The following is a 26799-nucleotide window of genomic DNA, read 5'->3' on the forward strand; positions in this document are numbered from 1 at the left end:
CTTGCAAGCCGATATCAGGCAGGAAACCTCATGACCGACGCGTTCGAACTCCCAAGCACACTGGTCCAAGCCCTACAGCGCCGTGCGGCCCTGACGCCGGATCGGGTGGCCTTGCGTTTTCTTGCCGACACGCCGGATCAGGCGGTAGTCCTCAGTTATCGCGAACTGGATCAGCGCGCGCGAACCATTGCCGGTGCGTTGCAAGCCGAGGCGGAGTTTGGCGATCGCGCGGTCCTGTTGTTTCCCAGTGGTCCGGATTACGTTGCCGCGTTTTTCGGCTGCCTGTATGCAGGCGTGATCGCGGTGCCGGCCTATCCGCCGGAGTCGGCCAAACGTCATCATCAGGAACGCCTGCTGTCGATCATCGACGATGCCCAACCGCGCTTGCTGCTGACCAGCGCCGATCTGCGCGACGCGTTGCAGCAGATCGAAGGCGCGCCGCCGCTGCTCTGCGTCGACACTCTCAATGTTGAACTGGCGGATCGTTGGGTCGAACCAAACCTCGAAGGCAACCACATCGCCTTCCTGCAATACACCTCCGGTTCCACCGCGGTGCCCAAAGGCGTGCAAGTCAGCCACGCTAATCTGGTGGCCAACGAAGTGCTGATTCGCCACGGCTTTGGCATTGATCTGAACCCTGATGACGTGATCGTCAGCTGGCTGCCGCTGTACCACGACATGGGCTTGATCGGCGGTCTGTTGCAGCCGATTTTCAGCGGCGTGCCGTGCGTGTTGATGTCGCCGGCGTACTTCCTCGGCCGGCCGCTGCGCTGGCTGGAAGCGATCAGCGAGTACGGCGGCACCATCAGCGGCGGACCGGATTTTGCCTACCGGCTGTGCAGCGAGCGGGTCAGCGAATCGGCGTTGGAACGGCTCGATTTGAGCGGCTGGCGTGTGGCGTACTCCGGTTCCGAACCGATTCGTCTCGACACCCTGGAGCGCTTCGCCGAGAAATTCGCCCCATGCGGATTTACCCCGGACAGTTTCATGGCGTCCTACGGCTTGGCCGAAGCGACGCTGTTTGTGGCTGGCAGCCCTCGTGCTCAGGGCATTGGCAACCTGCGCGTAGACGATCAAGCCCTGGCGCAACATCGCGCGGAATCGGGCGAGGGCTGCGCGATCATGAGTTGCGGCTTCAGCCAGCCGGCTCACGCGGTGCTGATTGTCGATCCGGTTGCGCTCACTGAACTGGCCGAGAATGCTGTCGGTGAAGTCTGGGCCACCGGGCCGAGCATCGCCCTCGGCTATTGGCGCAACCCCGAGGCCAGCGCCAAGACCTTCGTCCAGCACAACGGCCAGACCTGGTTGCGCACCGGCGACCTGGGGTTTATGCGCGACGGCGAACTGTTCATCACCGGGCGCCTGAAGGACCTGCTGATCGTTCGCGGGCACAACCTCTATCCACAGGACATTGAGCAGACCATCGAGCGTGAAGTGGAGGTGGTGCGCAAAGGTCGCGTCGCGGCATTCGCGGTCAACATCGACGGTCAGGAAGGCATTGGTGTCGCCGCCGAAATCAGCCGCAGCGTGCAGAAAATCCTGCCACCCGAAGCGCTGATCAAAGCCATCCGCCAAGCCGTGGCCGAAGCGTATCAAGAAGCGCCGAGCGTGGTGGTGCTGCTCAATCCGGGGGCGCTGCCCAAGACGTCGAGCGGCAAGTTGCAGCGCTCGGCGTGCCGCCATCGTCTGGCGGAGGGCAGTCTCGACAGCTATGCGCTGTTTCCGTCAGCGGCCACGGAGCGTGAAGCAAACACCGAATCCGGTTCTGACCTGCAATCCCTGATCGGCCAGATCTGGTGCGACCAATTGCAGGTCAAACAGATCCATGCCGACGACCACTTCTTCCTGCTCGGCGGCAACTCCATCGCCGCCACCCAAGTGGTTGCGCGTCTGCGTGAAGCACTCGGCCTGGAGCTGAACCTGCGCCTGTTGTTCGAAGCGCCGACCCTCGGGGCATTCGCCAGCGCAGTGGCTCGGCAACAACAGGATGGTGGCCTGGTCCAAGGCGCGATCACCCCGCTGTCGCGCACCGAAGTCCTGCCGCAATCCCTGGCGCAAAACCGCCTGTCGATTACCTGGCAACTCGACCCGCACAGCAGCGCCTACACCATTCCCGGTGCGTTGCGCTTTCGCGGCGAGCTGGATCAAGACGCATTGCGCGGCAGTTTCCAGCAACTGATCGAGCGCCACGAATCCTTGCGCACGCGGTTCTTCGAGCGTGACGGCGTGGCGCTGCAACAGGTGGATGCCGCTGCCGGGTTGAACCTGCGATTGATCGACATCAGCGGCCTGCCAGCCACCGAGCGTGAAGCCCGCGCCGAGCAAATCCGTGAGGACGAGGCGCGCACCCCATTTGATCTGGAGAAAGGTCCGCTGTTGTGGGTGACGCTGGTACGCCTCGATGATGAAGATCACCAGTTGCTGGTGACGATGCACCACATCATCGCCGACGGTTGGTCGCTGAACGTGCTGATCGACGAGTTCTCGCGCCTGTACGCCGCAGCTTCCCAGGGACAACAAGCAACACTTCCGGCCTTGCCGACGCAGTACGCCGACTACGGCAGCTGGCAGCGTCAATGGCTGGCGCAAGGGGAGGGTGAACGCCAATTGGCTTATTGGAAAGCGCGGTTGGGCGATGAGCACCCGACGCTCAATCTGGCCACCGACCACCCGCGTTCGGCACAGCACACTCACAGTGCGGCGCGTCATTCCGTCAAACTGGACGCGACCTTGAGCGATGCCATTCGCCGGACCGCACAGGCGCATGAATCAACCCCGTTCATGCTATTGCTCGCCGGGTTCCAGAGCCTGTTGCACCGCTACAGCGGCCAGCGCGACATCCGCATCGGCGTGCCGAATGCCAACCGTCCACGCCTTGAAACCCAAGGGCTGATCGGCTTCTTCATCAACACCCAGGTGCAGCGTGCCGAAGTGGATTCGCGACAGCCTTTTGTTGAGCTGCTGGCGCAAACCCGTCAGCACGCATTGGGCGCCCAAGCGCATCAGGACCTGCCGTTCGAGCAACTGCTCGAAGCGTTCCCGCAAGCCCGCGAACAAGGCCTGTTCCAGGTCATGTTCAACCACCAGCAACGAGACTTGAGCGCACTGCGCCGGCTGCCGGGATTGCTCGTCGAAGAGTTGCCGTGGCACAGCCGCGAAGCCAAGTTCGACCTGCAACTGCATAGCGAGGAAGATCAAAAGGGTCGCCTCAGCCTGTCCTTCGACTACGCCAGCGAACTGTTTGATGCGGCGACCATCACCCGTCTTGCCGAACACTTCAGCAACCTGTTGCACGCCATTTGCGAACAGCCCGACACCGCCATCGGCGACCTGCCGTTGCTGACCTCAAGTGAGCACGATCAGCAAACGGCCTGGAGCGCGGCGCCTTGCACGCCGGCCAGCCAATGGCTGCCGCAACGGCTCAACGAACAGGCGAAACTGACACCGGAACGCACCGCCCTGCTGTGGGACGGTGGCGCCATGGACTTCGCCGACCTGCACAGCCGCGCCAACCGCCTCGCGCATTACCTGCGCGACAAAGGTGTCGGCCCGGACGTGTGCGTGGCCATTGCTGCGCAGCGTTCGCCGCAATTGCTGATCGGCCTGCTGGCGATCATCAAGGCTGGTGGCGCGTATGTGCCGCTGGACCCGGACTATCCGGCCGAACGCCTGGCCTACATGCTCGGCGACAGCGGCGTCGAGTTGCTGCTGACCCAGACCGGGTTGCTTGAACGTCTGCCGGCCACCGAGGGTGTCAGCGTGATTGCCATGGACGCGCTCAACCTCGACGGTTGGCCGAGCCATGCGCCGGGGCTGCATTTGCACGGTGACAACCTCGCCTACGTGATCTACACCTCGGGCTCCACCGGTCAGCCGAAGGGCGTCGGCAACACTCACGCGGCGCTGGCCGAGCGACTGCAATGGATGCAAGACACCTATCGCCTGAATGACACCGACGTGCTGATGCAGAAGGCACCGATCAGTTTCGATGTGTCGGTATGGGAGTGCTTCTGGCCGCTGATCACCGGCGCCCGTTTGCTGATGGCCGGCCCCGGTGAACACCGCGACCCGCATCGCATTGCGCAGTTGGTTCAGCAATTCGGCGTGACCACGCTGCACTTCGTACCGCCGTTACTTTCGTTGTTCATCAATGAACCGCTCACCGCTGAGTGCACCAGCCTTCGCCGCATCTTCTCCGGCGGCGAAGCCTTGCCGGCCGAACTGCGCAACCGTGTGCTGGAACAATTGCCCGCCGTGCAACTGCACAACCGTTATGGCCCGACCGAGACCGCGATCAACGTCACCCACTGGCAGTGCACCACGGCCGATGGCGAGTGTTCGCCGGTTGGCCGTCCGGTGGGCAACGTCATCTGTCGCGTGCTCGACAGCGACCTCAACCCCGTACCGGCCGGCGTCCCCGGCGAATTGTGCATCAGCGGCATCGGGCTGGCGCGTGGCTATCTGGGGCGTCCGGGCCTGACTGCCGAACGCTTTGTCGTTGATCCGCTGGGCGAGCCGGGCGCACGTCTGTATCGCACCGGCGACCGTGCGCGCTGGACTGCTGACGGCGTGATCGAATACCTCGGCCGTCTCGATCAGCAGGTCAAATTGCGCGGCTTCCGTGTCGAACCGCAAGAGATTGAAGCGCGGTTGCTGGCGCAGGAGGGCGTTGCACAAGCCGTGGTGCTGGTGCGCGAGACGGCAGTCGGCGGGCAGTTGATCGGCTACTACACCGCCACAGAAACCAGCGAAACCGAAGACGCCCAGACAACACGCCTGATCACCGCGCTGGCGGCCGAGCTGCCGGAATACATGGTCCCGGCGCAGCTGATGCGTCTGGCGCAAATGCCCCTGAGCCCGAGCGGTAAGCTCGACCGTCGCGCCTTGCCCGAGCCGCAATGGCACGTGCGCGAGCACGTCGAACCGGTCACGGCGCTGGAGCAACAGATCGCCGGTATCTGGCGCACAGTGCTGGGCCAGACGCAAATCGGTCTTCGCGACGATTTCTTCGCCCTCGGCGGTCACTCGTTGCTGGCCACACAAATCATTTCCCGCACGCGCCAGGCCTGCGACGTCGAATTGCCGCTGCGTGCGTTGTTCGAGAACCGTGAACTGGGTGCATTCGCCGAGCAGGTTCGGCTGATTCAGGTCAGCGGCCAGACCAACGAGCAACCGCCGATCGAGCAGGTCGACCGCAGCCAACCGGTGCCGCTGTCCTATTCCCAGCAACGCATGTGGTTCCTCTGGCAGATGGAACCGGACAGCCCGGCGTACAACGTCGGTGGCATGGCGCGGCTGCGTGGCGTACTCGATGTCGGGCGTTTCGAAGCGGCGCTGCAAGCGTTGATCATGCGCCACGAAACCCTGCGCACCATGTTCCCGAGCGTCGACGGCGTGGCCCGGCAACAGGTGCATGGGCAAACCGGAATGCGCATGGACTGGAAGGATTTTTCCGCACTGGCGGGTGAAATCCGCGAGCAACGCGTCCAGCAACTGGCTGACGACGAGGCGCATACGCCGTTCAATCTGGAAACCGGCCCGCTGCTGCGTGCCTGCCTGGTCAAGACTGCCGAGCACGAACATTACCTGGTGCTGACCCTGCACCACATCGTTACCGAAGGCTGGGCGATGGACATCTTTGCCCGGGAACTGAGCGCGCTCTACGAAGCTTTCGTCGATGACCGCGAATCACCACTGGCGCCACTGCCGGTGCAATACCTCGATTACAGCGTGTGGCAACGGCAGTGGCTGGCGGCCGGCGAGCGTCAGCGCCAACTCGATTACTGGACGGCGCAACTGGGCCGTGAACATCCGCTCCTGGAACTGCCGGCGGACCGTCCACGCCCACCGGTGCAAAGCCACCGGGGTGAGCTGTTCCGTTTCGACCTGAGCGATGACCTGGCGGCACGTATTCGGGCCTTCAATGCGCAAAACGGTCTGACCCTGTTCATGACCATGACCGCCGCGCTGGCCGTGCTGCTTTACCGCTACAGCGGCCAGACTGATCTGCGCATCGGTGCGCCGGTGGCCAACCGGATTCGCCCGGAAAGCGAAGGGCTGATCGGTGCGTTCCTCAACACCCAAGTGCTGCGTTGCCAACTCGACGGGCAGATGTCCGTTGGTGAATTGTTTGAGCAGGTGCGCCACACCGTGATCGAAGGCCAGTCCCATCAGGACCTGCCGTTCGACCACTTGGTAGAAGCGTTGCAGCCACCGCGCAGCGCCGCGTACAACCCGCTGTTCCAGGTGATGTGTAACGTGCAGCGCTGGGAGTTCCAGCAGAGCCGCACCCTGGCCGGCATGACCGTCGAGTACCTGGCCAACGATGCGCGGGCGACCAAGTTCGACCTTAACCTGGAAGTCACCGACCTCGATCATCGCCTCGGTTGCTGCCTGACCTACAGCACTGATCTGTTCGATGAACCGCGCATCGCGCGCATGGCCGGGCATTGGCGCAATCTGCTGGAAGCGTTGTTGACCGATCCGAAACAGCGTCTCAGTGAACTGCCGTTGCTGGACACCCGCGAACAACAAGCATTGCTCGATAGTCTTGGCGTCGAACCGGGCGAGCATCGCCTCGACCAGTGCATTCATCATCTGTTCCGCGAGCAGGCGCTGACGCGCAAGGAGGCGCCAGCCCTGACCTTTGCCGGGCAGACCCTGAGCTATGCCGAACTCGACAGCCGCGCCAATCAACTGGCCTGGATGCTTCGCGAGCGTGGTGTTGGTCCGCAGGTGCGCGTCGGCCTGGCGCTTGAACGGTCGCTGGAGATGGTCATCGGCCTGCTGGCGATTCTCAAGGCCGGTGGCGCCTATGTGCCGCTGGACCCGGAATATCCGCTCGACCGTTTGCGTTACATGATCGAGGACAGCGGCATCGCAGTGTTGCTCAGCGATGCGGCAATGTTCGAAGCCCTCGGTGAGTTGCGGGCAACGGTGGCGCGCTGGTGCCTGGAAGAGGACACGGCCGGGCTGGTCAATTACCCGACCAGCGAGCTGCCGTTTATCAGTCTGCCGCAACATCAGGCCTACCTGATTTACACCTCCGGTTCCACCGGCCAACCGAAAGGCGTGGTGGTGTCTCACGGTGAGATCGCCATGCACTGCCAGGCGGTGATCGAACGCTTCGGCATGCGCCCGGACGATTGCGAGCTGCATTTCTATTCGATCAACTTCGACGCGGCGACCGAGCGTTTACTGGTGCCATTGCTGTGCGGCGCGCAAGTGGTGTTGCGTGCGCAGGGGCAGTGGGATGCGCAAGAAATCTGCGGCTTGATTCGTCAACATCGCATCAACATTCTCGGCTTCACCCCAAGCTACGGCAGCCAGTTGGCGCAATGGCTGGCGACCCAGGGCGAAACCCTGCCGGTGCGCATGTGCATCACCGGCGGCGAGGCCCTGACCGGCGAACACCTGTCGCGGATTCGCGCGGCCTTCAAGCCGAGCCTGTTTTTCAATGCTTACGGCCCGACCGAAACCGTGGTCATGCCGCTGGCCAGTCTCGCGCCCGAACAGTTGGAAGAAGGCCTGGGCAGTGTGCCGATTGGCAGCGTGATTGGCGCGCGGGTGGCTTACATTCTCGACGCGGATCTGGCGTTGGTGCCACAAGGCGCGACCGGCGAGTTGTACGTCGGCGGTGCTGGTCTGGCGCAGGGTTATCACCAGCGTCCGGGCATGACCGCCGAACGCTTTGTCGCCGATCCGTTTGCCAACAATGGCGGACGCCTGTACCGCACCGGCGACCTGGTGCGTCAGCGTGCCGATGGGTTGGTGGAGTACCTCGGGCGTCTCGACCATCAAGTGAAGATTCGCGGTTTCCGCATCGAGTTGGGCGAGATCGAAACCCGTCTGCTGGAACATGAATCGATCCGTGAAGCCGTGGTGCTGGCCCTCGACGCACCGAGCGGCAAGCAACTGGTGGGTTATCTGGTCACCGAGGTCGCCGAGCAGGACGAAGCGCTACAAGCCGCACTGCGCGAATCCCTCAAGTCGCACCTCAAATCTCAATTGCCGGATTACATGGTGCCCACGCACCTGATTCTGCTCACCAGCATGCCGCTTACCGCCAACGGCAAACTGGACCGCCGTGCATTGCCGGCACCGGACCCGGAGCTGAACCGTCAGCAGTACCTGGCGCCGAGCAATGCACTTGAACTGACCCTGGCCGCGATCTGGTGCGAAGTGTTGAACGTCACGCAAGTCGGTCTCAATGACAACTTCTTTGAACTGGGCGGCGATTCAATCCTGTCGATCCAGGTGGTCAGCCGGGCGCGGCAGCAGGGCATCCATTTCAGTCCGCGTGATCTGTTCCAGCACCAGACTGTGCAGACTCTGGCCGCAGTGGCGACCCGTACCGAACAGGTCACCGCCGAGCAAGGCTTGCTCTCCGGTGAATCGCATCTGACGCCGATTCAGCATTGGTTCTTCGATACCGACATCCCCGAGCGCCAACACTGGAACCAGGCGTTACTGCTGGAACCGACCGTGACGCTGGAGCCTCATCGTCTTGAGCAAGCGCTGCTGGCGGTGATCGAACAGCATGACGCCTTGCGCCTGCGCTTCATCGAGAACGCCGGGCAATGGCATGCCGAACATCAGCCAGTGTCCGATGCGCCAGTGCTGTGGCAAGTCCATGTTTCGTCGATGGACCCATGCACCGCGCTGTTCACCGATGCCCAGCGCAGCCTTGATCTCGAAGCGGGGCCGCTGTTGCGTGCGCTGCTAGTCGATGGGCCTGAGGGACAACAACGGCTGTTCATCGCCATTCACCACCTGGTGGTCGACGGCGTTTCGTGGCGCGTGCTGCTGGATGATCTGCAAACGGTTTACCGGCAACTGGACGCACAGCAGTCGGTCAACCTGCCGGCGAAAACCAGTGCCTTCAAGGACTGGGCGGCGCGCTTGCAGGCGTACGCCGGCAGCGAATCCCTGCGCGAAGAACTGAGCTGGTGGCAGTCGCAACTGGCCGGCCCAAGCGTTAAGTTGCCCTGCGAACGTCCTCAAGGCGGTCAGCAGAATCGTCATGCGCATACCGTCAGTGTGCGCCTTGATAGCGAGCGCACCCGCCAATTGCTGCAACAGGCGCCGAGCGCTTACCGCACGCAAGTCAACGACTTGCTGCTGACGGCACTGGCACGTGTGATGTGCCGCCGGAGCGGCGACGAATCGACGCTGATTCAACTGGAAGGCCACGGCCGCGAAACCCTGTTCGACGAGATCGACCTGACCCGCACCGTGGGCTGGTTCACCAGCGCCTATCCGCTGCGACTGACGCCGATGGGCGGGCAGGGCGACTCGATCAAGGCGATCAAGGAACAACTGCGCGCCGTGCCGCACAAAGGTTTGGGGTATGGCGTGTTGCGTTATCTGGCCGACGACCTCTGCCGACAGGCGATGGCTGAGCTGCCGGCAGCGCCGATCACCTTCAACTACCTCGGTCAGTTCGACCAGAGCTTTGGCGCGGATGCCTTGTTCCGCCCGCTGGATGAAGCGGTCGGCGCGGCCCACGATCCGCACGCGCCGCTGCCCAATGAGCTGAGCGTCGACAGTCAGGTCTACGGCGGTGAACTGGTGCTGCGCTGGACCTTCAGTGCAGAACGCCATGATCCGCAAACTATCTCCGACCTGGCAGACGCTTACGTAAATGAATTGCACAGCCTGATCGAACATTGTCTGCAGGACGAGGCGGGTGGCCTGACACCGTCGGATTTTCCGCTGGCGAAACTGACCCAGGCGCAACTCGATGCACTGCCGGTTCCGGCCGCCGTGATCGAAGACGTCTACCCGCTGACCCCGATGCAGGAAGGCATGTTGTTGCACACCTTGCTGGAGCCAGGTACCGGGCTCTACTACATGCAGGACCGCTACCGCATCAACAGCGAGCTCGACCCTCAGCGTTTCGCCCAGGCCTGGCAAGCGGTGATCGCCCGTCACGAAGCCCTGCGTGCGTCCTTCTGCTGGAACGTCGGCGAAGACATGCTGCAGGTTATCCACAAGCCGGGCAGCACGCCGATCGAATACCTCGACTGGACCGCGATGGCTGAAACCGCGCAAGAGCCGACGTTGCAGGCACTGCTGAAAAGCGAGCGTGAGGCCGGGTTCGATCTACTCAATCAGGCCCCGTTCCATTTGCGCTTGATCAAGGTCGGCGCGGCGCGTTACTGGTTCATGATGAGCAACCACCACCTCCTGATCGATGCCTGGTGCCGCTCGCTATTGATGAACGATTTCTTCGATATCTACACCGCTCTCGGCGAAGGACGCGAAGCGCAATTGGCCGTACCGCCGCGTTACCGCGACTACATCGGCTGGCTGCAACGCCAGAGCCTGGCCGAAGCGCGGCAGTGGTGGAAAAACAACCTGCAAGGCTTCGAACGCACGACGCCAATCCCGAGTGATCGACCGTTCCTGCGCGAACACGCCGGCGCCAGCGGTGGCATGATCGTCGGCGACCGCTACACCCGGCTCGATGCCCGTGACGGTGCGCAATTGCGTGAACTGGCGCAGGCGCATCAGCTGACCATCAACACCTTCGCCCAAGCGGCGTGGGCGCTGGTGTTGCGGCGCTTGAGCGGTGATCGCGACGTGCTGTTCGGCGTCACCGTGGCCGGGCGCCCAGTGGACATGCCGCAGATGCAACGCACTGTGGGGCTGTTCATCAACAGCATTGCGTTGCGGGTGAAAATGCCCGAAGACGATCAGCGTTGCAGCGTGCGCCAATGGCTCAGCGGTTTGCTCGATAGCAACATGCAGCTGCGCGAGTACGAATACCTGCCGTTGGTGAGCATTCAGGAACACAGTGAACTGCCCAAAGGTCAGCCGCTGTTCGACAGCCTGTTCGTGTTCGAGAACGCCCCGGTGGAAGTGTCGGTGCTGGACCGTGCGCAAAGCTTTAACGCGACCTCGGATTCGGGCCGCACCCACACTAACTTCCCGCTGACAGCGGTGTGTTATCCGGGCGATGACCTGGGCTTGCACCTGTCTTACGACCAGCGTTACTTCGACGAATCGACCATCGAGCGCATGCTCGGTGAGTTCAAGCGCTTGCTGCTGGCGCTGGTCGACGGGTTCCACGGTGACATGGCCGACTTACCGCTGCTGGGGGGCGAGGAGCGGGACTTCCTCGTCCACAGTTGCAACCAGAGCGAACACGACTACCCGCTGGAGCAGAGCTATGTCGCGTTGTTCGAAGCGCAAGTCGCGCAGCATCCGCAGCGGATCGCTGCGAGTTGCCTCGATCAGCAACACAGCTACGCCGAACTGAACCAGCGCAGCAATCGCCTCGGTCACGCCCTGATCGCTGCCGGTGTCGGGCTGGATCAACCAGTGGCGTTGCTGGCCGAGCGTGACCTCGATTTGCTCGGCATGTTCATTGGAAGCTTCAAGGCCGGTGCTGGTTATCTGCCGTTGGATCCGGGCCTGCCGAGTCAACGTCTGAGCCGGATCATCGACCTGAGTCGCACGCCGTTGCTGGTGTGCACTCAGGCCTGCCGCGAACAGGCGCTGGCGTTGCTGGACGAGTTCGGTTGTTCCCAGCGGCCTAAATTGCTGGTCTGGGAAGAGGTGCAGGCGAGCACTGTTTCGGAGGCCAATCCGGGCGTTTACAGCGGGCCGGATAACCTTGCCTACGTGATCTACACCTCGGGCTCCACGGGTTTGCCCAAAGGCGTGATGGTCGAGCAGCGCGGCATGCTCAATAACCAGTTGAGCAAGGTGCCTTACCTGAACCTGAGCGATGCCGATGTGATCGCCCAGACCGCTTCGCAAAGCTTCGATATTTCGGTCTGGCAGTTCCTCGCCGCGCCGCTGTTCGGTGCCCGGGTGGACATCGTGCCGAACACCATCGCTCATGATCCACAGGGCCTGTTGGCGCATGTTTCGGCGCAAGGCGTCACCGTGCTGGAAAGCGTGCCGTCGCTGATCCAGGGCATGCTCGCCCAGGAACGCATGAGCCTCGACGGCCTGCGCTGGATGCTGCCGACCGGTGAAGCGATGCCGCCGGAACTGGCGCACCGATGGCTGTTGCGTTACCCGGAGATCGGCTTGGTGAATGCCTATGGACCGGCGGAATGCTCGGATGACGTGGCGTTCTTCCGTGTCGACCTGGTCTCGACACGCGGCAGCTATTTGCCGATTGGTACACCCACCGACAACAACCGTTTATACCTGCTCGATGGCGCGCTGGAACTGGTGCCGTTGGGCGCGGTAGGCGAGTTGTGCGTGGCCGGTACCGGTGTCGGTCGTGGCTACGTGAGTGATCCGTTGCGCACGGCGCAGGTGTTTGTGCCGAACCCGTTCGGCGCGCCGGGGGATCGGTTGTACCGCACTGGCGACCTGGCCCGTCGTCGCAGTGACGGCGTGCTGGAGTACGTCGGGCGTATCGACCATCAAGTGAAGATTCGTGGATACCGCATCGAACTGGGGGAAATCGAAGCGCGTCTGCACGAACAGCCTGAGGTCCGCGAAGCGGCGGTGGGGGTGCAGGAAGGGGTGAACGGTAAACATCTGGTTGGCTATTTGGTTGCGGCTGATTCAGCCTTGAGTCCGAGCGAACGACTGGAGCGGATCAAGCAACGACTGCGCGCCGAACTGCCGGAATACATGGTGCCGCTGCACTGGTTGTGGCTGGATCGCCTGCCGCTTAATGCCAACGGCAAACTCGATCGCAAGGCGCTGCCAGCGCTGGAGATCGGCCAGTTGCAGAGCCAGGACTATCTGGCGCCACGCAATGATCTGGAGCAGACGCTGACGGACATTTGGGCTGAGGTGTTGAAAGTCGAGAAGGTCGGTGTGCGCGACAACTTCTTTGAGTTGGGTGGGCATTCGTTGCTGGCGACGCAGATTGCTTCGCGGGTGCAGAAAGCGCTGCAAAGGGATGTGCCGTTGCGAGCGATGTTCGAGTGCAGCACGGTGGCGGAGTTGGCTGAATACATTGATGAATTGGCGGCGAATGACATCACCGAGGAGAAGGTGGATCGGCTGAATGACCTGATGGCGGAGTTGGAAGGGTTCTGATTCTTTAGGGGCTGGTAAGGCCTCATCGCAGGCAAGCCAGCTCCCACATCTGATCTGTGTTTGCAGAACCAATGTGGGAGTGAGCTTGCTCGCGATGGGGCCGGTACAGACACTCAGAGTGTTGACTATGGACCCACGGCAGCCCAGTCTCCCCACTCCAGTTTTCACCAAGGAAACAGTCAATGCCCTTCGCAACGATTGATGGTCAACCCCTCCATTACCTGGATCAAGGCACCGGCCCGGCAGTCCTGCTGGCCGGCAGTTACCTGTGGGACCAGGCCATGTGGGCCCCGCAAATGGCTGCCCTGTCACCGCACTACCGGGTCATCGCTCTGGACCTGTGGGGCCACGGCGAATCCGGCTCGCTGCCCGCAGGCACGCAATCGCTGGACGACATTGCGCGCCAGGCCTTGGCGCTGCTCGATCATCTGGATATTGATCGCGTCACGCTGGTTGGGCTGTCTGTCGGTGGCATGTGGGGCGCGCGGCTGGCGCTGTCCGCACCGCAGCGAATCAACGGTCTGGTGCTGATGGACACCTACCTCGGGGTCGAGCCGGAACCGACTCGCCAGTACTATTTCTCGTTGTTCAAGCAGATCGAAGACACCGGCGTGATCTCGGCGCCGCTGCTCGACATCGTGGTGCCGATCTTCTTCCGTCCAGGCATCGATCCGCAGTCGGCGCTGTATCAGGAATTTCGCGCGAAGCTGGCCGCGCTGTCGCCGCAGCGTCTGCGTGAAAGCGTCGTGCCGATGGGGCGGATTACGTTTGCGCGGGATGATCTGTTGCCGCGTCTGAGGGCATTGAGTCCTGAAACCACGCTCGTGATGTGTGGCGATCAGGACAAGCCGCGGCCGCCGTCGGAAGCGAAGGAAATGGCTGAGCTGATCGGGTGCCCGTCTGTGCTGGTGCCGGAAGCGGGGCATATCTCCAGTCTGGAGAATCCCGGATTTGTCACGGAGGCGCTGCTGAAGTTTTTGGCTGAGAGGAATTAGTTAAATTTGCCGGCCTCATCGCGAGCAAGCTCGCTCCCACAGTTGATCGCATTCCCCTGTTGGAGCGAGCCTGCTCGCGATGGTGTCGATAAGTTCTACTTAGGTCCCAAAATTTTAGCCAACTTGTCCGGCGAAGGCGCGCCTTGCTGCTGTTGCAGCTCACCCTTGTCATCCATATAGAAAATCGCCGGCGTCGCCTGCAACTCCAGGTCCTCCATCAATTGCATGTTCGCCGCCAGTTTCAGCTGAATCGCCGGCGGCACTTCCTTCAGCGCCTTGAGCGAACTCTCCTTGCCAGCCTTTTCGTGCTCTTCCAGCGCTTTGCTCGGGTCCTTGGCCGCCAGCAATGCCGCCGATTTGCCCGGGCTGTCTTCGCGAATGATCCCGACCATGATGTGGCGCAATTGCACCTTGCCGGATTTCACCCATGGCCGCGCCTGTTCCCAGAACAGGTTGCAGTAAGGGCAGTTCGGATCGCTGAACAGGTACACGACACGCGGGGCATCTTTTTTGCCATCGCCGATCCAGTTACTGGCTTCCATCTTGCCCCAGACTTCCTTGGACATTGGCGCGTAGACCAGTTTCTGCAACGGCGCCGCGGACAGGTCATTGCCCTCGGCATCGTAGAGGTTGCCGAGCAACACATGCTTGCCATCCGGGGTCAGGTACAGCGCCATGCCACGGTTCTGGTATTGCGCCGCGTAACCGCGCAAGCCGTCGGGGGCATCGAACTGGCCGACGATTTTCGCACCCTTGGCTTCGATCTTCTTGATCGCTTCGGGCAGTTCTTCGGCGGCCTGCACCGACGGCAGGTGCAGCAGGGCGGCGCCGAGGGTCAGCGTCAGCAGGTGGCGGAGGCGGGGCATGGCAGTTTCCTTGGAGAAGTGGACGGTGCGGCAGAAGAAGGACTGTCGAAGTTTTCCAGGGCGCGGGCCAGACTAGCTTCCGAGAGCTCGCCCAAATGACTGCCCAACAGGCGACCGTCATTGCTATAGAACAGCGTAGTCGGCAAAGCCATGGAACCCACGGCCTGACCCAAACGACCGCCACCATCGAACAGCACGTTGGTCAGGCTCAGGCCCTGGGTTTCGAGGAAGGTGGCGACGCTTTGCATGCTTTCGGCCTGATTGACGAACAGGAACGTCAGGTCCGGGCGGTGTTGCTGGGCATTTTCCAGTACCGGCATTTCTCGACGGCACGGCGGGCACCAGGTGGCCCAGAGGTTGATCACCAGCGGCCCCCCTGGTAATCGGCCAGTTGCACGGTTTCACCGGCGGCATTACGCAAGCTGATTTCCGGCAGGCGTGTGCCTTGCTCATAAATGCTCAGGGAGACGGTCGCCAGCAGCCAGAACGCCAGGCCGCTGCCCACGCCGAATCCCAGAGGACGGCGCAGCCCCGGCCGACGCCAGCCGCGATACAGCGTGGCGAGCAGCAGCACAATCACCCCTGGCCAGGCGAGAAAACCGCCGTCGCGCAGGTCGATGATTTGCCACGGATCGTTGCGATAGTGCGTCCAGTAAATGGCGACGAAACTGACACGGGCCGCCAGCATTCCCATCAGGAACAGGCTGAACAGCACCGACTCGGGGTTCTCGCCACCCCGTTTGGCCACCCGCCAGCCGACAAATGTCGCCAGTGCCAAGGCACTGATCAGCAGCAGATGGTTAAGCGCGATGGCAAAGGTGCCGAGGGTAAAGGTCAGCATTAACGGGCGTCTCGGGTAGTGGTCCAGCGTTGCAGGAAGGTGTCGGCATCGACCTCGCCGGTGATGCGCTGGCTGCGACGCTCTTCGCCGTCGGCGCCGATCCACAGAAAACTCGGTGGCCCCGGCACTTTATAACGGCCGAGCAGTTCGCGGCTGGCGGCATTGTCGGCGGTGACGTCCAGCCGGAGCAAGCGCACATCGCTCAACGCTTCCATCACATGGGGTTTGCCGAACACCTGCTTTTCCATGACCTTGCACGACACACACCAGTCGGCGTAGTAGTCCAGCAGCACCCATTGGCCCTGGGCCTGGGCGGCGTCCAGTTCCTGTTGCAGCGCTTGCGCACTGTTGATCGTGGTGAACGCGTCATGGCCGGTCGGGCGAGCGGCATGACCGGAAGACGCTGAGGCGCTGTAGACCTGCAACGGTTTGAGCCAATCATCACTGCCCCCGGCGGCGCCAATCATCAGCAGACCGCCCCACATCCCAAGCAACAGCGCACTGGCGCCGAACAGATGGGCGACGCGGCCGAAACCTTCCGACTGTTTCCAGGCACTGTAGGCGGCGATCAGCAGCAAGGCGCCGCACAAACCGATCCACAGCGATTGATCCAGCACCGGGCGCAACATCAGCAGCGCGGTGGCGAGGAACAGGAAGCCGAAGATGCCTTTGAGCAGGTTCATCCAGGCGCCGGGTTTGGGCAGGAAACGAGTGCCCACGGTCACCAGCAACAACAGCGGCACACCGATGCCGATGCCCATGGCAAACAGAATCAGCCCGCCATTTAGCGCATTGCCGCTTTGCGCGATGTAGAGCAGGGCGCCGGCCAATGGCGCGGTCATGCACGGACCGACCAGCAACCCCGACAAGGCCCCGAGCACACCGGCACCGGTCAGGCTGCCGCCACGCTGATTGCGCGATACATTTTCCAGCCGGTCCCGCACCGCCACCGGCAGTTGCAGCTCGAAGAAACCGAACATCGGCAACGCCAGCAGGACAAATATCGCCGCGAAGCTGCCCAGCAGCCACGGGTTCTGCAACAGCGCCTGCAGGTTCGCCCCGAGCAGCGCGGCCAGCACGCCCATCGCCGCATACACCAGCGCCATGCTCACCACGTAACTGGTCGCCAGCGCAAAGCCGCGTTTGGGGGTGGCGCCGCTGCCGACGATCAACCCGGCCAGAATCGGCAGCATCGGCAACGAGCAAGGCGTAAAGGCTAACAACAGCCCCAGGCCGAAGAACACCAGCAAACTCCAGCCCAGCGCCCGTTGTTGCAGGCCGCTGGCCAGGGCTTGATCCGGTGCTTCGTTGGTTGTGCCTGCAATGCTGCCGCCCAGGTCCACGACCTGAGTCTGCGGTGGATAGCACAAACCGGCATCGGCACAGCCCTGGAAGCCCACCTTGATCTGACCGGTGGCGCCCGCTGGAATCTTCAGCTCAAGGCCTTGGCGATACACCTGTTGTTCGCCGAAGAATTCATCACTGTGCGCTTCGCCTTCGGGCAACTGCGGGCGCTGCTCCGGGGGCAATGCTTCGAATTTAAGGCGTTTCTGGTAAAGGTAATAACCGTCGGTAATTTGCCAGAAGAGCTGAGTTTCGCCTGATTCAAGGCGCTCGGAGGTCAAGACAAAGGCCTTTTCCACGGGCAGGAATTCAGGTTTGGTATCGAACGGATTGGTCCCTGCCTGGGCCACACCCGAGATCAAGAGAACAAAAAAAAGAATCAGTTGACGCATGGGTAAGCCTTATCCCTGTGCAAGTGAGGTGCACAATGGGAGGCGGCGATTAACCGATGATTAACCGCCGCCGGTGCTGCCCGCTGAGCTGATCAGAGGGCAGCCGCTACTGTTCAAGTCATCAGCTGCGCAACAGGCCAGGCCAGGACTGGTTGTCTACTGCGTGCGGGCCGGACACCAGGCGGTTTTGCGGGATGTTATAGATCAGGTACTGATTGCCGGTCAGAAAAACATAGAGCGCGTTGTCGGCAAAGGTTCGATCGTTTTGCGCCGCTGTAATAATGCGGTCTTTGTAAAGCGCCAGACCTGGCCACGTGGATTCTGTGATGGGCTCGAGTTTTATCGTTTGAATGGGTGTCTCAACAGGGTTAAAGAGGTTGTCGTCATATTTATCGTCTGCGTAGTCACGCAGAGGGGCGCGGGGCACCTCATCCCAGTCCAGGTAAAGAGAGTTTCCGTCATTCATGATGAATCGGAACAATGAACTGCGGTTGACTTGCCACCATGTCCCCGCAACGATCCGGTCAAAGTAAGGCAGCAACAGACGCCATTTGGAAGACCGGATGGTGCTTGTTTGCAGGACCGAATCAGTGTCCTGATTGTAGGCGCAGACCATGGGCGTATCGCCGTCATAATAGAATAACCACAGAATATCCAGGTCAGACGTATCCATCGGCTTATCCAGTGTCAGCCCGGTCGTGGCAAAGCCAAATCGCAGGTTCTTGACGTGGTTATCGAATGTTCCCCAACTTCCACTGACAGGGGAAGGATATCCAGCAGGGACTTCCTGGTCGCCGATATTGAAGCGAGCGTAAGTGTCGGTGTCTTTGAAGAAGAAATAAATTCTGTCTTTTCCTGCGCGCCAATCGACGGCAATACACTGTTCGAGTGTTGGCATGATCTGAATCCTTTCAGTCAAGTTAAAGTGGCTTTAAATAGAGGGGTAATATCTTTCGAAGTGTTTTTTTTTCGATGCCTGATTCCCGCCTCACAATATCGTGAGTCAACCAGTTCTCTTAAGTCTTTTATGAGGCTGTTTGTGTCTGTTTCAAAATCTGCCGTTTTTATAAAAAAGGCCTGATGTAAATCGGTACGATGGCCAGCCAAAGCCGTCGCTTCTCGTCAGCGACATGCCTTGCCATAATTGCGGCTTAATCCTCAGCTGCTTCACTGGTTTTTTTTGCTCCGGGAGCTCCCATGCATGTACTGGTTTGCGAAGACGATGAGCTGATCGCCAGCGGCATTGTTGCCGGCCTGACCGCGCAAGGCCTGACCGTCGAGCACGTCGCCACCGCGTCGTCTGCGCGCGCGATGCTCAAGGTTGCTGAATTCGATGTCATGGTGCTCGACCTCGGCCTTCCCGACGAGGACGGTCTGAAGCTGTTGCAGCAACTGCGTCACAACGGTCTGGAGATTCCGGTACTGATTCTCACCGCGCGTGATTCAGTGACGGATCGGGTCGATGGCTTGCAAGCCGGCGCCGATGATTACCTGCTCAAACCGTTCGACCTGCGCGAACTGGCTGCGCGTCTGCACACGTTGCTGCGCCGGGTGGCGGGGCGCAGCGTCAACCTGATCGAACACGGTGCGCTGACCTACGACCCCAGCAGCCGCGAAACCCTGCTCGGCGGTCAACCGGTGGACCTGTCGCGTCGCGAGCAGGCGTTGTTGCAAGCCTTGCTGCATAACCGCGGGCGCGTGCTCTCCACCGAGCAACTCAAGGACAGCGTCTACGGTTTCAACGACGAACTGGAAAGCAACGCCCTCAACGTGCACATCCATCACCTGCGGCGCAAACTCGGTAACGGCATCGTCGAAACCGTGCGCGGCCTGGGCTATCGCCTGGGGCCGGCTGATGGCGGAGAACCCTCGAAGTGATGAGCCTGCGTTTGCGCCTGAGCCTGACCCTCGGCGCCGCTTTTGCCTTGATCTGGGCCCTGGCGGCGGCCTGGATGCTCAGCGACCTGCGAAACCAAATGATGTTTTCCCTCGATCAGCGGCTGGTGGCTTCAGCGCGCATGGTCGCCGGCCTGATGGAGCAATTGCCCGCGTTGCCGACCAAGGGCGAGGGCACCCATTTCAGCGCTGAACAATTGAATGTCCCCGGCGGCATGGCCTGTCAGGTCAGTTCATTGCGTGGCGAAATCCTCGCCCGCAGTCACACCGATCCGCAGCAAACCCTGGAAGCCGAGAAAATGGGCTTTCACGACCAAATGATCGACGGCGCACCGTGGCGCAGTTTCACCCTGGCGCGCGGCGATCTGCGCATCACCACCGCCGACCGGCAAATCGAGCGCGAGGCGCTGAACATGTCGATCCTGCTGGCCGCGTCGGTGCCGGTGGGTGTGGCGTTGCTCGGCTGTTTGTGCCTGCTGTGGCTGGGCATCGGCCAAGGGCTGGCACCGCTCAACCGGATGCGCGATGCGCTGATGCGGCGTAGCGCCGACTCCCTCGAACCGTTGCAGATACAGCCGCTGCCTAGTGAACTGCAACCGCTGCTGGACACGCAGAATCAGCTGTTCCAGCGCATCGGCAAGACCATCGAACGTGAACGACGTCTGACCGGCGATGCGGCGCACGAATTGCGCAGCCCCCTGACCGCGATCAAGACCCACCTGCAAGTGGCGCGCATGACCGACGGCGCGGCGCGGGACCAATCCCTGGCCCGCGCCGAAGAGGGCGCCGACCGCATGCACCGGACTCTTGAACAACTGCTGTTGCTGGCGCGGGTCGAGGGCAGTTTGTCGTTCGACGACGGCGTACAGTGCAGCGCTGAACAAGTGGCGAAACTGGCCATCCAGGACGCCGCCAGCGGGGATCGGCAGCGCATCAAGCTGCAGATGCCGAACACGTTCTCCAGTGCGCCGGTGCAAATGCCCGCCGTGTTGTCGATTGCCGCGTTACGTAACCTGCTGGACAACGCCTTGCGCCATACGCCCGGCGATGGCGCCGTGGAATTGAGCCTGGAGACCACCGGCAATCGTGCGCGTTTTCTGGTTCGCGACCATGGACCGGGGATTGCCGAAGACGACCTGCAGCACCTGACCCAACGCTTCTGGCGCAATGGCCAGAGCACCGGTTGCGGGTTGGGGCTGGCGATTGTTCAGGCAATTGTCCAGCGCTGCGGCTGCACGTTGCGGTTCGACAGCCGACCGGATGGGTTGCGGGTTGAACTGACCATGCCCCTGCAAACAATCTAACTCACACCCCCAAACCCTGTGGGAGCGAGCTTGCTCGCGATAGCAATTTGTCAGTCACATCAATTCTGGATGTGCCACCGCTATCGCGAGCAAGCTCGCTCCCACAGGGGATCTGTGTTGCACATCAAATGTAACTTCTCTTCATTGGCCTTTTGCCGGCCGTCAGCGCTATCGTCCCCGGCAGCTTTTTCTCAATGGATTGAGGTAACAGCGCCATGGAAGCATCGGTTCACATCTGCAAGGCAACCTCCGCCGACGCGGGCATCATCAGCCGTATCCTCGAGCGCTCCATTCGGGTGGGGTGTGCACTGGATCACCGCAATGACCCGCGCACCGTCGCCACCTGGGTCCAGAACAAAACCATCGGCCACGTCCAGCCCTGGCTGGCTGACCCGCGGTTGTACCTCAACATCGCCCTGTTGCATGACAAACCGGTTGGCGTCGCGATGGCCAGCATCAGCGGCAAGGTCGCGTTCTGTTACGTGCAGCCGGAATGGTTCCGCCGCGGTGTCGGGCAAGCGCTGGTGCGCGACCTTGAAGGCTGGTTGATCGAGCAAGGTGTGCACCAGGCACGACTCAACAGCACCCGAACCGGCGAGGCCTTTTACCGGCATCTGGGTTACCAGGCCTGCGCTGAAACCTTCACGGTGGCCGGGCTTCAGGCGGTTCCCATGCACAAAGCGTTGTCGACGCTCTAAATCCTTGAGCCCCTGATGCGTTTCCAGAACAGGAAACCTTATTGAGGGGTCGAGAAATGTCAGTCGCTACCAGCCTTATCGAAGATCAGCCGGCCCGGATCGTCCCGACGCCTGCCGAAACGCTGTACCAGTTCAATGAATCGCCGCTGCTGGCCCGTCAAAACCAGCAGGAATCCAATGCCCGCAGCTACCCACGGCGTATTCCCCTGGCGCTGAAACGCGCCAAGGGCATTTATATCGAGGACGTCGAAGGGCGCCATTTCATCGACTGTCTGGCCGGTGCCGGAACGCTGGCGCTGGGGCACAACCATCCGGTGGTGATCGAAGCGATCCGGCAAGTGCTGAGCGATGAACTGCCGCTGCACACGCTCGACCTGACCACGCCGGTCAAGGACCAGTTTGTGCAGGACCTGTTCGGGCTGCTGCCGCCGGCATTGGCTGCCGAGGCGAAAATCCAGTTTTGTGGCCCGACCGGCACCGACGCGGTGGAAGCCGCGCTGAAACTGGTGCGCACCGCCACCGGACGCAGCACCGTGTTGTCGTTCCAGGGTGGTTATCACGGCATGAGCCAGGGCGCATTGAGCCTGATGGGCAGCCTTGGGCCGAAAAAGCCATTGGGTGCTTTGCTCAGCAGCGGTGTGCAGTTCATGCCCTATCCCTACGATTACCGTTGCCCGTTCGGCCTCGGTGGGGCGCAGGGCGTGCAGGTCAATCTGAACTACCTGGAAAACCTGCTGAATGATCCCGAGGCCGGCGTGCAATTACCGGCCGCGGTGATTGTGGAAGTGGTACAGGGCGAAGGCGGCGTAATACCTGCGGATCTCGATTGGCTGCGCGGCGTGCGCCGCATCACCGAAAAGGCTGGCGTGGCTTTGATCGTCGATGAAATCCAGAGCGGTTTCGCTCGCACCGGCAAGATGTTTGCCTTTGAACACGCCGGGATCATTCCGGACGTGGTGGTGATGTCCAAAGCCATCGGCGGCAGCTTGCCGCTGGCAGTGGTGGTTTACCGCGACTGGCTCGACACCTGGCTGCCGGGCGCGCATGCCGGGACCTTCCGTGGCAATCAGATGGCCATGGCCGCCGGTTCCGCGGTGATGCGTTATCTGGTCGAACACAAGGTGTGCGAGCACGCGACCGCGATGGGCGAGCGCTTGAGCGAACACCTGCGCATCCTGCAGCGGGACTTCCCGCACATGGGCGACATCCGCGGTCGTGGCTTGATGCTCGGCGTTGAGCTGGTCGACCCGTCCGGTGCACCGGACGCTCAGGGTCATGCGCCGATATCGGCTGCACTGGCGCCGTTGGTGCAGCGCGAATGCCTCAAGCGCGGGTTGATTCTCGAGCTGGGTGGCCGTCACGGCGGCGTGGTGCGCTTCCTGCCACCGCTGGTGATCACGGCGGCTGAAATCGATCAGGTGGCCGGGATTTTCGGTCGGGCCATGACCGCTGCCACCGCCAGTCTCTAAATTTTTTGCCGCCCTGAACGTTCTTTCTACATAACGGCTGCGCACGCCGCGCAGCCCACCCTACAGCGATGGAGAAACGCCCATGACTTCAGTATTCGACCGCGAGGACATCCTCTTTCAAGTCGTGGTCAACCACGAAGAGCAATACTCAATCTGGCCTGACTACAAAGCCGTGCCGGAAGGCTGGCGCACCGTGGGCAAAAGCGGTTTGAAAAAGGAATGCCTGGCTTACATTGAAGAAACCTGGACGGACATGCGCCCGCTGAGTCTGCGTCGCAAGATGGAAGAGCAGGCGGCAGTGGCTCACTGATTGACCGTACGAAAAAGCCCGCTGAACCGCGAAGGTCAGCGGGCTTTTTCATGCCTGAAAGTTGTGTTGTTTATCAGGCCTTCATCGCTGGCAAGCCAGCTCCCACATTGGATTCGGGGTGTGACACATATCCCAGTGGGAGCTGGCTTGCCAGCGATAAACGATAACGCGGTCCAACTGACTTAAACCCCGTTCAACCCCTTGATCACCAAGTCCACATTCCTCTCCAGCTCCGCCACCGGATCCGCGGCATCCACACTCAACACCACCAACCGGCTACCGGCCTCGGCGATCACCGCTTTCACCGCGTCCGAAGGCTGCCGATGATGCAACACCACCGCCACCTCGTTGTCCTTCAACGTCGCGCCCAATCGCTTGAGCGCTTCCGGCGTCCACTCGGCATCCGGGCGTGCATCGATCCCGATCAGCTCCAGATTGAGCCCGCCCATCAAATAGCCAAAGTGATCACTGAGGCTCATCACACTGAGAGTGTCAGCACTGGCCAGCCGCGCTTCGCTGTCGGCGCTGAACTTGAGCAAGCGCTGTTTCAGCGCCGCCAGGTTAGCCTCGATTGCAGGTTTGGCTTCTGGTGCCAGGCGCACGAGATCGGCGGCCATCACGTCCGCCATCCGCCCCATGTTGTTGCTGGACAACCAAGGCTGACTGTTCAAACCCTCGACCTTGTTGTCCGGCTGCACGGCGATGCCGGGCAGGGCGCCGTCCACCGGGCGCGCGGCGTCGACTTCGACAATGCGAATGTTGCTGCGACGGGAGATCGGGTACAGCGGATCATCCGCCCACAGTGACCGCAGACCGATCACCGCGTCGGCGTGGGTTGCCAGTTTGGCCAGCGCCGGGGCACCACGGCCGGTGAAGTACGCGGTCTGACGGCTGCCAGGCAGGTTCGCCGGTGCGGCACGTTCAAGGTTGACGTCAGTGCCTTTGAGCAAGACTTCACCCAAGCCGTAAGTGATTGGCAAGGACGCCAGCACATGCAGTGGTTTGGCGTTGTCCGCCGCAAACGAGGTGTTGACCAGCCCGCAGAGCGCCACGGCCAGGGTCAATTGACGCAGAGAAAAAACCATTTATCCGAGATTCCCTTTGAGGCTGGGGACGACACCGCGCGCAATGGCGGACAGGGCGAAAGCGATACCGGCCACCAAAATGATCGCGGCACCGGACGGGATGGGCAAGTCGAACACAATCGGCGCCAGAATCCCGCACAGCGTGCTCACCGTGGCGATCAGCACCGAACACCAGAAAAAGCCTTTGAGCGACTGGCTGAGCAAGCGCGCGGCGGCGGCTGGAATCACCAGGAGCGCGCCGACCAGAATCGCGCCGATGACCTTCACCGCGGCCACGGTGATCAGCGTCACCAGAATCACAAACAGGTAATCCAGGGTCTTCACCGCCACCCCGCGCACCGCCGCCAATTGCGGGTTGAAACTGGCGAGCATGATGCGGTTGTACAGTGGCAAGGCCAGCGCCATGACCAGCGAACCGACGATGGCCAGGACCGCCAGATCGTTACCGTTGACGGTCAACACCGATCCGAACAACACGTTTTCCAGAATGTGCACGTTGATCTTGCCCGCCAGAATCAGCAGCAGGCTCGCGCCCAATGCCAGCGACACCGACAGGAATACGCCGATCAAGGTATCCGGCGCCAGGCCGGTGCGGTTGCGCAGGTAATTGAGCAAAATGCCGAACAGCAGGCAGTAACCGAACAGGCTGCCATAAGGCCCGGTGTAGGGCTCGCCGAGCAGGATGCCGATGGCCACGCCGGTCAACGCCGCATGACCCACCGCTTCGGAGAAAAACGCGAAGCGCTTGACCACCACCAATGTGCCCAATCCACCGAGTACCGGGCCGATCAACAGGCCGGCGAGCAGTGCGTTGACCACAAATCCGTAGGCCAGCGCCTCGGGCAGATACCCCGAAGACGCCCAGCCCTGAACCATCAAGCGAAAGGCTTCGTAGCTCATTTGGCAGCGCTCCGTGGATGGGTGGAAAACAGAGTCAGCAGACGTTCCGGGGTCAGGGCCTGTTTCGGCGTGGCATCGAACAACACCCGGCGATTGAGCCCGGTGACGCGATCCGCCAGGCGCCCGACGGCCTCCAGATCGTGCTCGATCCACAGCACGGTGATGCCGCTTTGGCGCCAGTCGCCGAGCAGCCGTTCGAACACCCGGATACCGGCTTCATCCAGCGCCGACATCGGTTCGTCGAGCACCAGCAGTTGCGGCGCCGGGATCAGCCCTTGAGCCAGCAATACCCGTTGACGCTCACCGCCGGACAATGCGCCCATGCGCCGTTTGCGTTTGTCCTGCATGCCGACCCGTTCCAGCGCTTCACCGATCGCGGCGGCGTAGTGTTTGCTCAAACCGAGGAACGCCGGGCGGCGCTGGCACATGGCGGCCATGAAATCGTCGACGGTCATGGGCAGGCCGCGATCAAACTCCAGGGCTTGCGGCACGTAGCCGATGGTCCCGGGTATGTCCGGCCATTGCAGGCTCAGCTTCCCCTGATGCGGCATCTGTCCGAGCAGGGTCTTGATCAGCGAACTCTTGCCACCGCCGTTGGGGCCGACCAGCGCGTGCACACTGCCGGGGGAAACCTGAAAGGTCACGTTGTCGAGGATCGTTGTACGCCCGAGGGTCAGGCTGACATCGCTGAAGTCCAAGGTCGGGCCGCTGGTTTGGGCCGAGAGGTTTTCTTGAGCAGTCATTGACCCGACTCCTGTATCGCCCGGACCACAGTGTTGAGGTTGCCGGTCATTTCCTTTTCGTACTTGTCGGCGGTGTATTCGCCATAGGAAATGTGCGACAGCGGGTACAGCTTCACCCCGGATTCACGCTGGATGGTGTCGACGTAAGTGGAGGGGAAATCCATCTCCGAGAAGATCACTTTCACGTCCAGTTCGCGCAGTTGGTCGATGGTCTTTTTCAACTGACTCGGGCTCGGTTCTATGCCGTGCGCAGGTTCAACCACCGCAGTGACTTCGAGGCCGAATTCACGCAGCAGGTAATCGTAAGCCGCGTGAACGGTGGCCACGCGAAGTGCGGCGTTGGGTGCCTGGGTCAGCTTCGCCAAGGCGTCGGCGCGCATCTGCCGCAGACGTTTGCCGTAGGCGCGGGCGTTTTGCGTATAGGTCTTGGCGTTGGCCGGATCAAGCTTGCCCAGTTCCCGGGCGATGTTGTTGACCTGGGCAATCGAGGCGCTGATCGACAGGAACGTGTGCGGGTTGACCACCTTGCCCGCACCGCGTGCGGCGACGCCAGTGGCGGCCAGCAGCGGCACGTTTTCGTTGGCTTCGATCACCGTGATGTTCGGGGTTTCGCTGGCGGCAATCATGCGGTCGGCGAAGTCGTCATGACCGACGCCATTGAGCACGATCACGTCCAGTCCGCTGATGCGCTTGATGTCCTCGGCGCGGGGCTCGTAGGCGTGCGGATTGAAACCGGCCGGAATCAGCGGCACCACATCAGCCTTGTCGCCGACGATGTTGGCGACGTAGCTGTAATAAGGGTGCAGGGTGATGCCGATGCGCAGGCGTTTGGCGTCGTCGGCATGGGCCAGAGGAGTCAGCAGGCAGGCCAGCAAGCCGACCGATAGCAGGCGCAGGAAAGATGAAATAGGCATGGGAAAGCGGTCTTCTCTCGGTTGAAGG

Annotated in this window: 14 protein-coding genes and 1 pseudogene; 7 read left to right on the forward strand and 8 right to left on the reverse strand. The window is 61.7% G+C overall.

Going from position 1 to position 26799, the window contains the following annotated elements:
* Nucleotides 1-30 precede the first annotated feature (30 nt).
* Together AB4N43_RS25810 and AB4N43_RS25815 are read left to right on the forward strand one after the other, a co-directional pair.
* Nucleotides 31-13014 (forward strand): non-ribosomal peptide synthetase, encoded by a 12984-nt coding sequence (locus AB4N43_RS25810; RefSeq protein WP_460152164.1) that lies wholly within the window; start codon nt 31-33, stop codon nt 13012-13014.
* Between the two features lie 182 nt (nt 13015-13196).
* Complete coding sequence (locus tag AB4N43_RS25815) at nt 13197-14009, forward strand: alpha/beta fold hydrolase (protein ID WP_460152166.1); 813 nt, start codon at nt 13197-13199, stop codon at nt 14007-14009.
* Nucleotides 14010-14104: 95 nt separating this feature from the next.
* On the opposite strand, the gene dsbG is transcribed toward AB4N43_RS25815, so the two are convergent.
* From dsbG to AB4N43_RS25835, 4 genes and pseudogenes are all read right to left on the reverse strand, one after another.
* Entirely contained in the window at nt 14105-14875 is a 771-nt protein-coding gene (gene dsbG, locus AB4N43_RS25820) for a thiol:disulfide interchange protein DsbG (RefSeq protein WP_194940725.1), read from the reverse strand.
* A pseudogene (locus AB4N43_RS25825) lies at nt 14851-15716 on the reverse strand (TlpA family protein disulfide reductase). The gene dsbG and the pseudogene AB4N43_RS25825 overlap by 25 nt, the downstream one beginning before the upstream one ends.
* Nucleotides 15716-17452, reverse strand: coding sequence for a protein-disulfide reductase DsbD (gene dsbD, locus AB4N43_RS25830; protein WP_027925775.1), 1737 nt, complete (start codon nt 17450-17452; stop codon nt 15716-15718). The pseudogene AB4N43_RS25825 and the gene dsbD overlap by 1 nt, the downstream one beginning before the upstream one ends.
* Nucleotides 17453-17573: 121 nt before the next feature.
* On the reverse strand, nt 17574-18350 hold the full coding sequence (locus AB4N43_RS25835; protein ID WP_460152168.1) for a hypothetical protein: 777 nt from the start codon (nt 18348-18350) through the stop codon (nt 17574-17576).
* A gap of 299 nt (nt 18351-18649) precedes the next feature.
* On the opposite strand from AB4N43_RS25835, the gene AB4N43_RS25840 reads away from it, so the two are divergent.
* From AB4N43_RS25840 to AB4N43_RS25860, 5 genes are all read left to right on the forward strand, one after another.
* Entirely contained in the window at nt 18650-19330 is a 681-nt protein-coding gene (locus AB4N43_RS25840; RefSeq protein WP_027925777.1) for a response regulator, read from the forward strand.
* Nucleotides 19327-20652: an ATP-binding protein gene (locus AB4N43_RS25845; protein ID WP_027925778.1), complete on the forward strand. Its 1326-nt coding sequence runs from the start codon at nt 19327-19329 to the stop codon at nt 20650-20652. Before AB4N43_RS25840 ends, AB4N43_RS25845 begins: the two co-directional genes overlap by 4 nt.
* A gap of 215 nt (nt 20653-20867) precedes the next feature.
* Nucleotides 20868-21350, forward strand: a complete 483-nt coding sequence (locus AB4N43_RS25850) for a GNAT family N-acetyltransferase (protein WP_059182425.1) — start codon at nt 20868-20870, stop codon at nt 21348-21350.
* A 56-nt stretch (nt 21351-21406) separates the two neighbouring features.
* On the forward strand, nt 21407-22819 hold the full coding sequence (locus tag AB4N43_RS25855) for a diaminobutyrate--2-oxoglutarate transaminase (RefSeq protein ID WP_460152170.1): 1413 nt from the start codon (nt 21407-21409) through the stop codon (nt 22817-22819).
* A gap of 82 nt (nt 22820-22901) precedes the next feature.
* The gene (locus AB4N43_RS25860) at nt 22902-23129 is read left to right on the forward strand and encodes an MbtH family protein (protein WP_027925781.1); all 228 of its coding nucleotides are present in this window, start codon (nt 22902-22904) and stop codon (nt 23127-23129) included.
* A 182-nt stretch (nt 23130-23311) separates the two neighbouring features.
* On the opposite strand, the gene AB4N43_RS25865 is transcribed toward AB4N43_RS25860, so the two are convergent.
* Genes AB4N43_RS25865 through AB4N43_RS25880 form a run of 4 tightly spaced genes read right to left on the reverse strand, consistent with a single transcriptional unit; the run spans nt 23312 to nt 26771 of the window.
* A complete protein-coding gene (locus AB4N43_RS25865) occupies nt 23312-24214 on the reverse strand; it encodes a metal ABC transporter substrate-binding protein (RefSeq protein ID WP_027925782.1) in 903 nt (300 codons plus the stop codon).
* Entirely contained in the window at nt 24215-25114 is a 900-nt protein-coding gene (locus AB4N43_RS25870) for a metal ABC transporter permease (RefSeq protein ID WP_027925783.1), read from the reverse strand.
* Complete coding sequence (locus AB4N43_RS25875) at nt 25111-25857, reverse strand: metal ABC transporter ATP-binding protein (protein WP_059182427.1); 747 nt, start codon at nt 25855-25857, stop codon at nt 25111-25113. The genes AB4N43_RS25870 and AB4N43_RS25875 overlap by 4 nt, the downstream gene beginning before the upstream one ends.
* Nucleotides 25854-26771 carry a metal ABC transporter substrate-binding protein gene (locus AB4N43_RS25880; RefSeq protein ID WP_027925785.1) on the reverse strand — a complete coding sequence of 306 codons (918 nt, stop codon included), beginning with the start codon at nt 26769-26771 and terminating at the stop codon, nt 25854-25856. The genes AB4N43_RS25875 and AB4N43_RS25880 overlap by 4 nt, the downstream gene beginning before the upstream one ends.
* Between the last annotated feature and the right edge of the window lie 28 nt (nt 26772-26799).

The organism is Pseudomonas sp. S2_B07, from assembly GCF_054668435.1.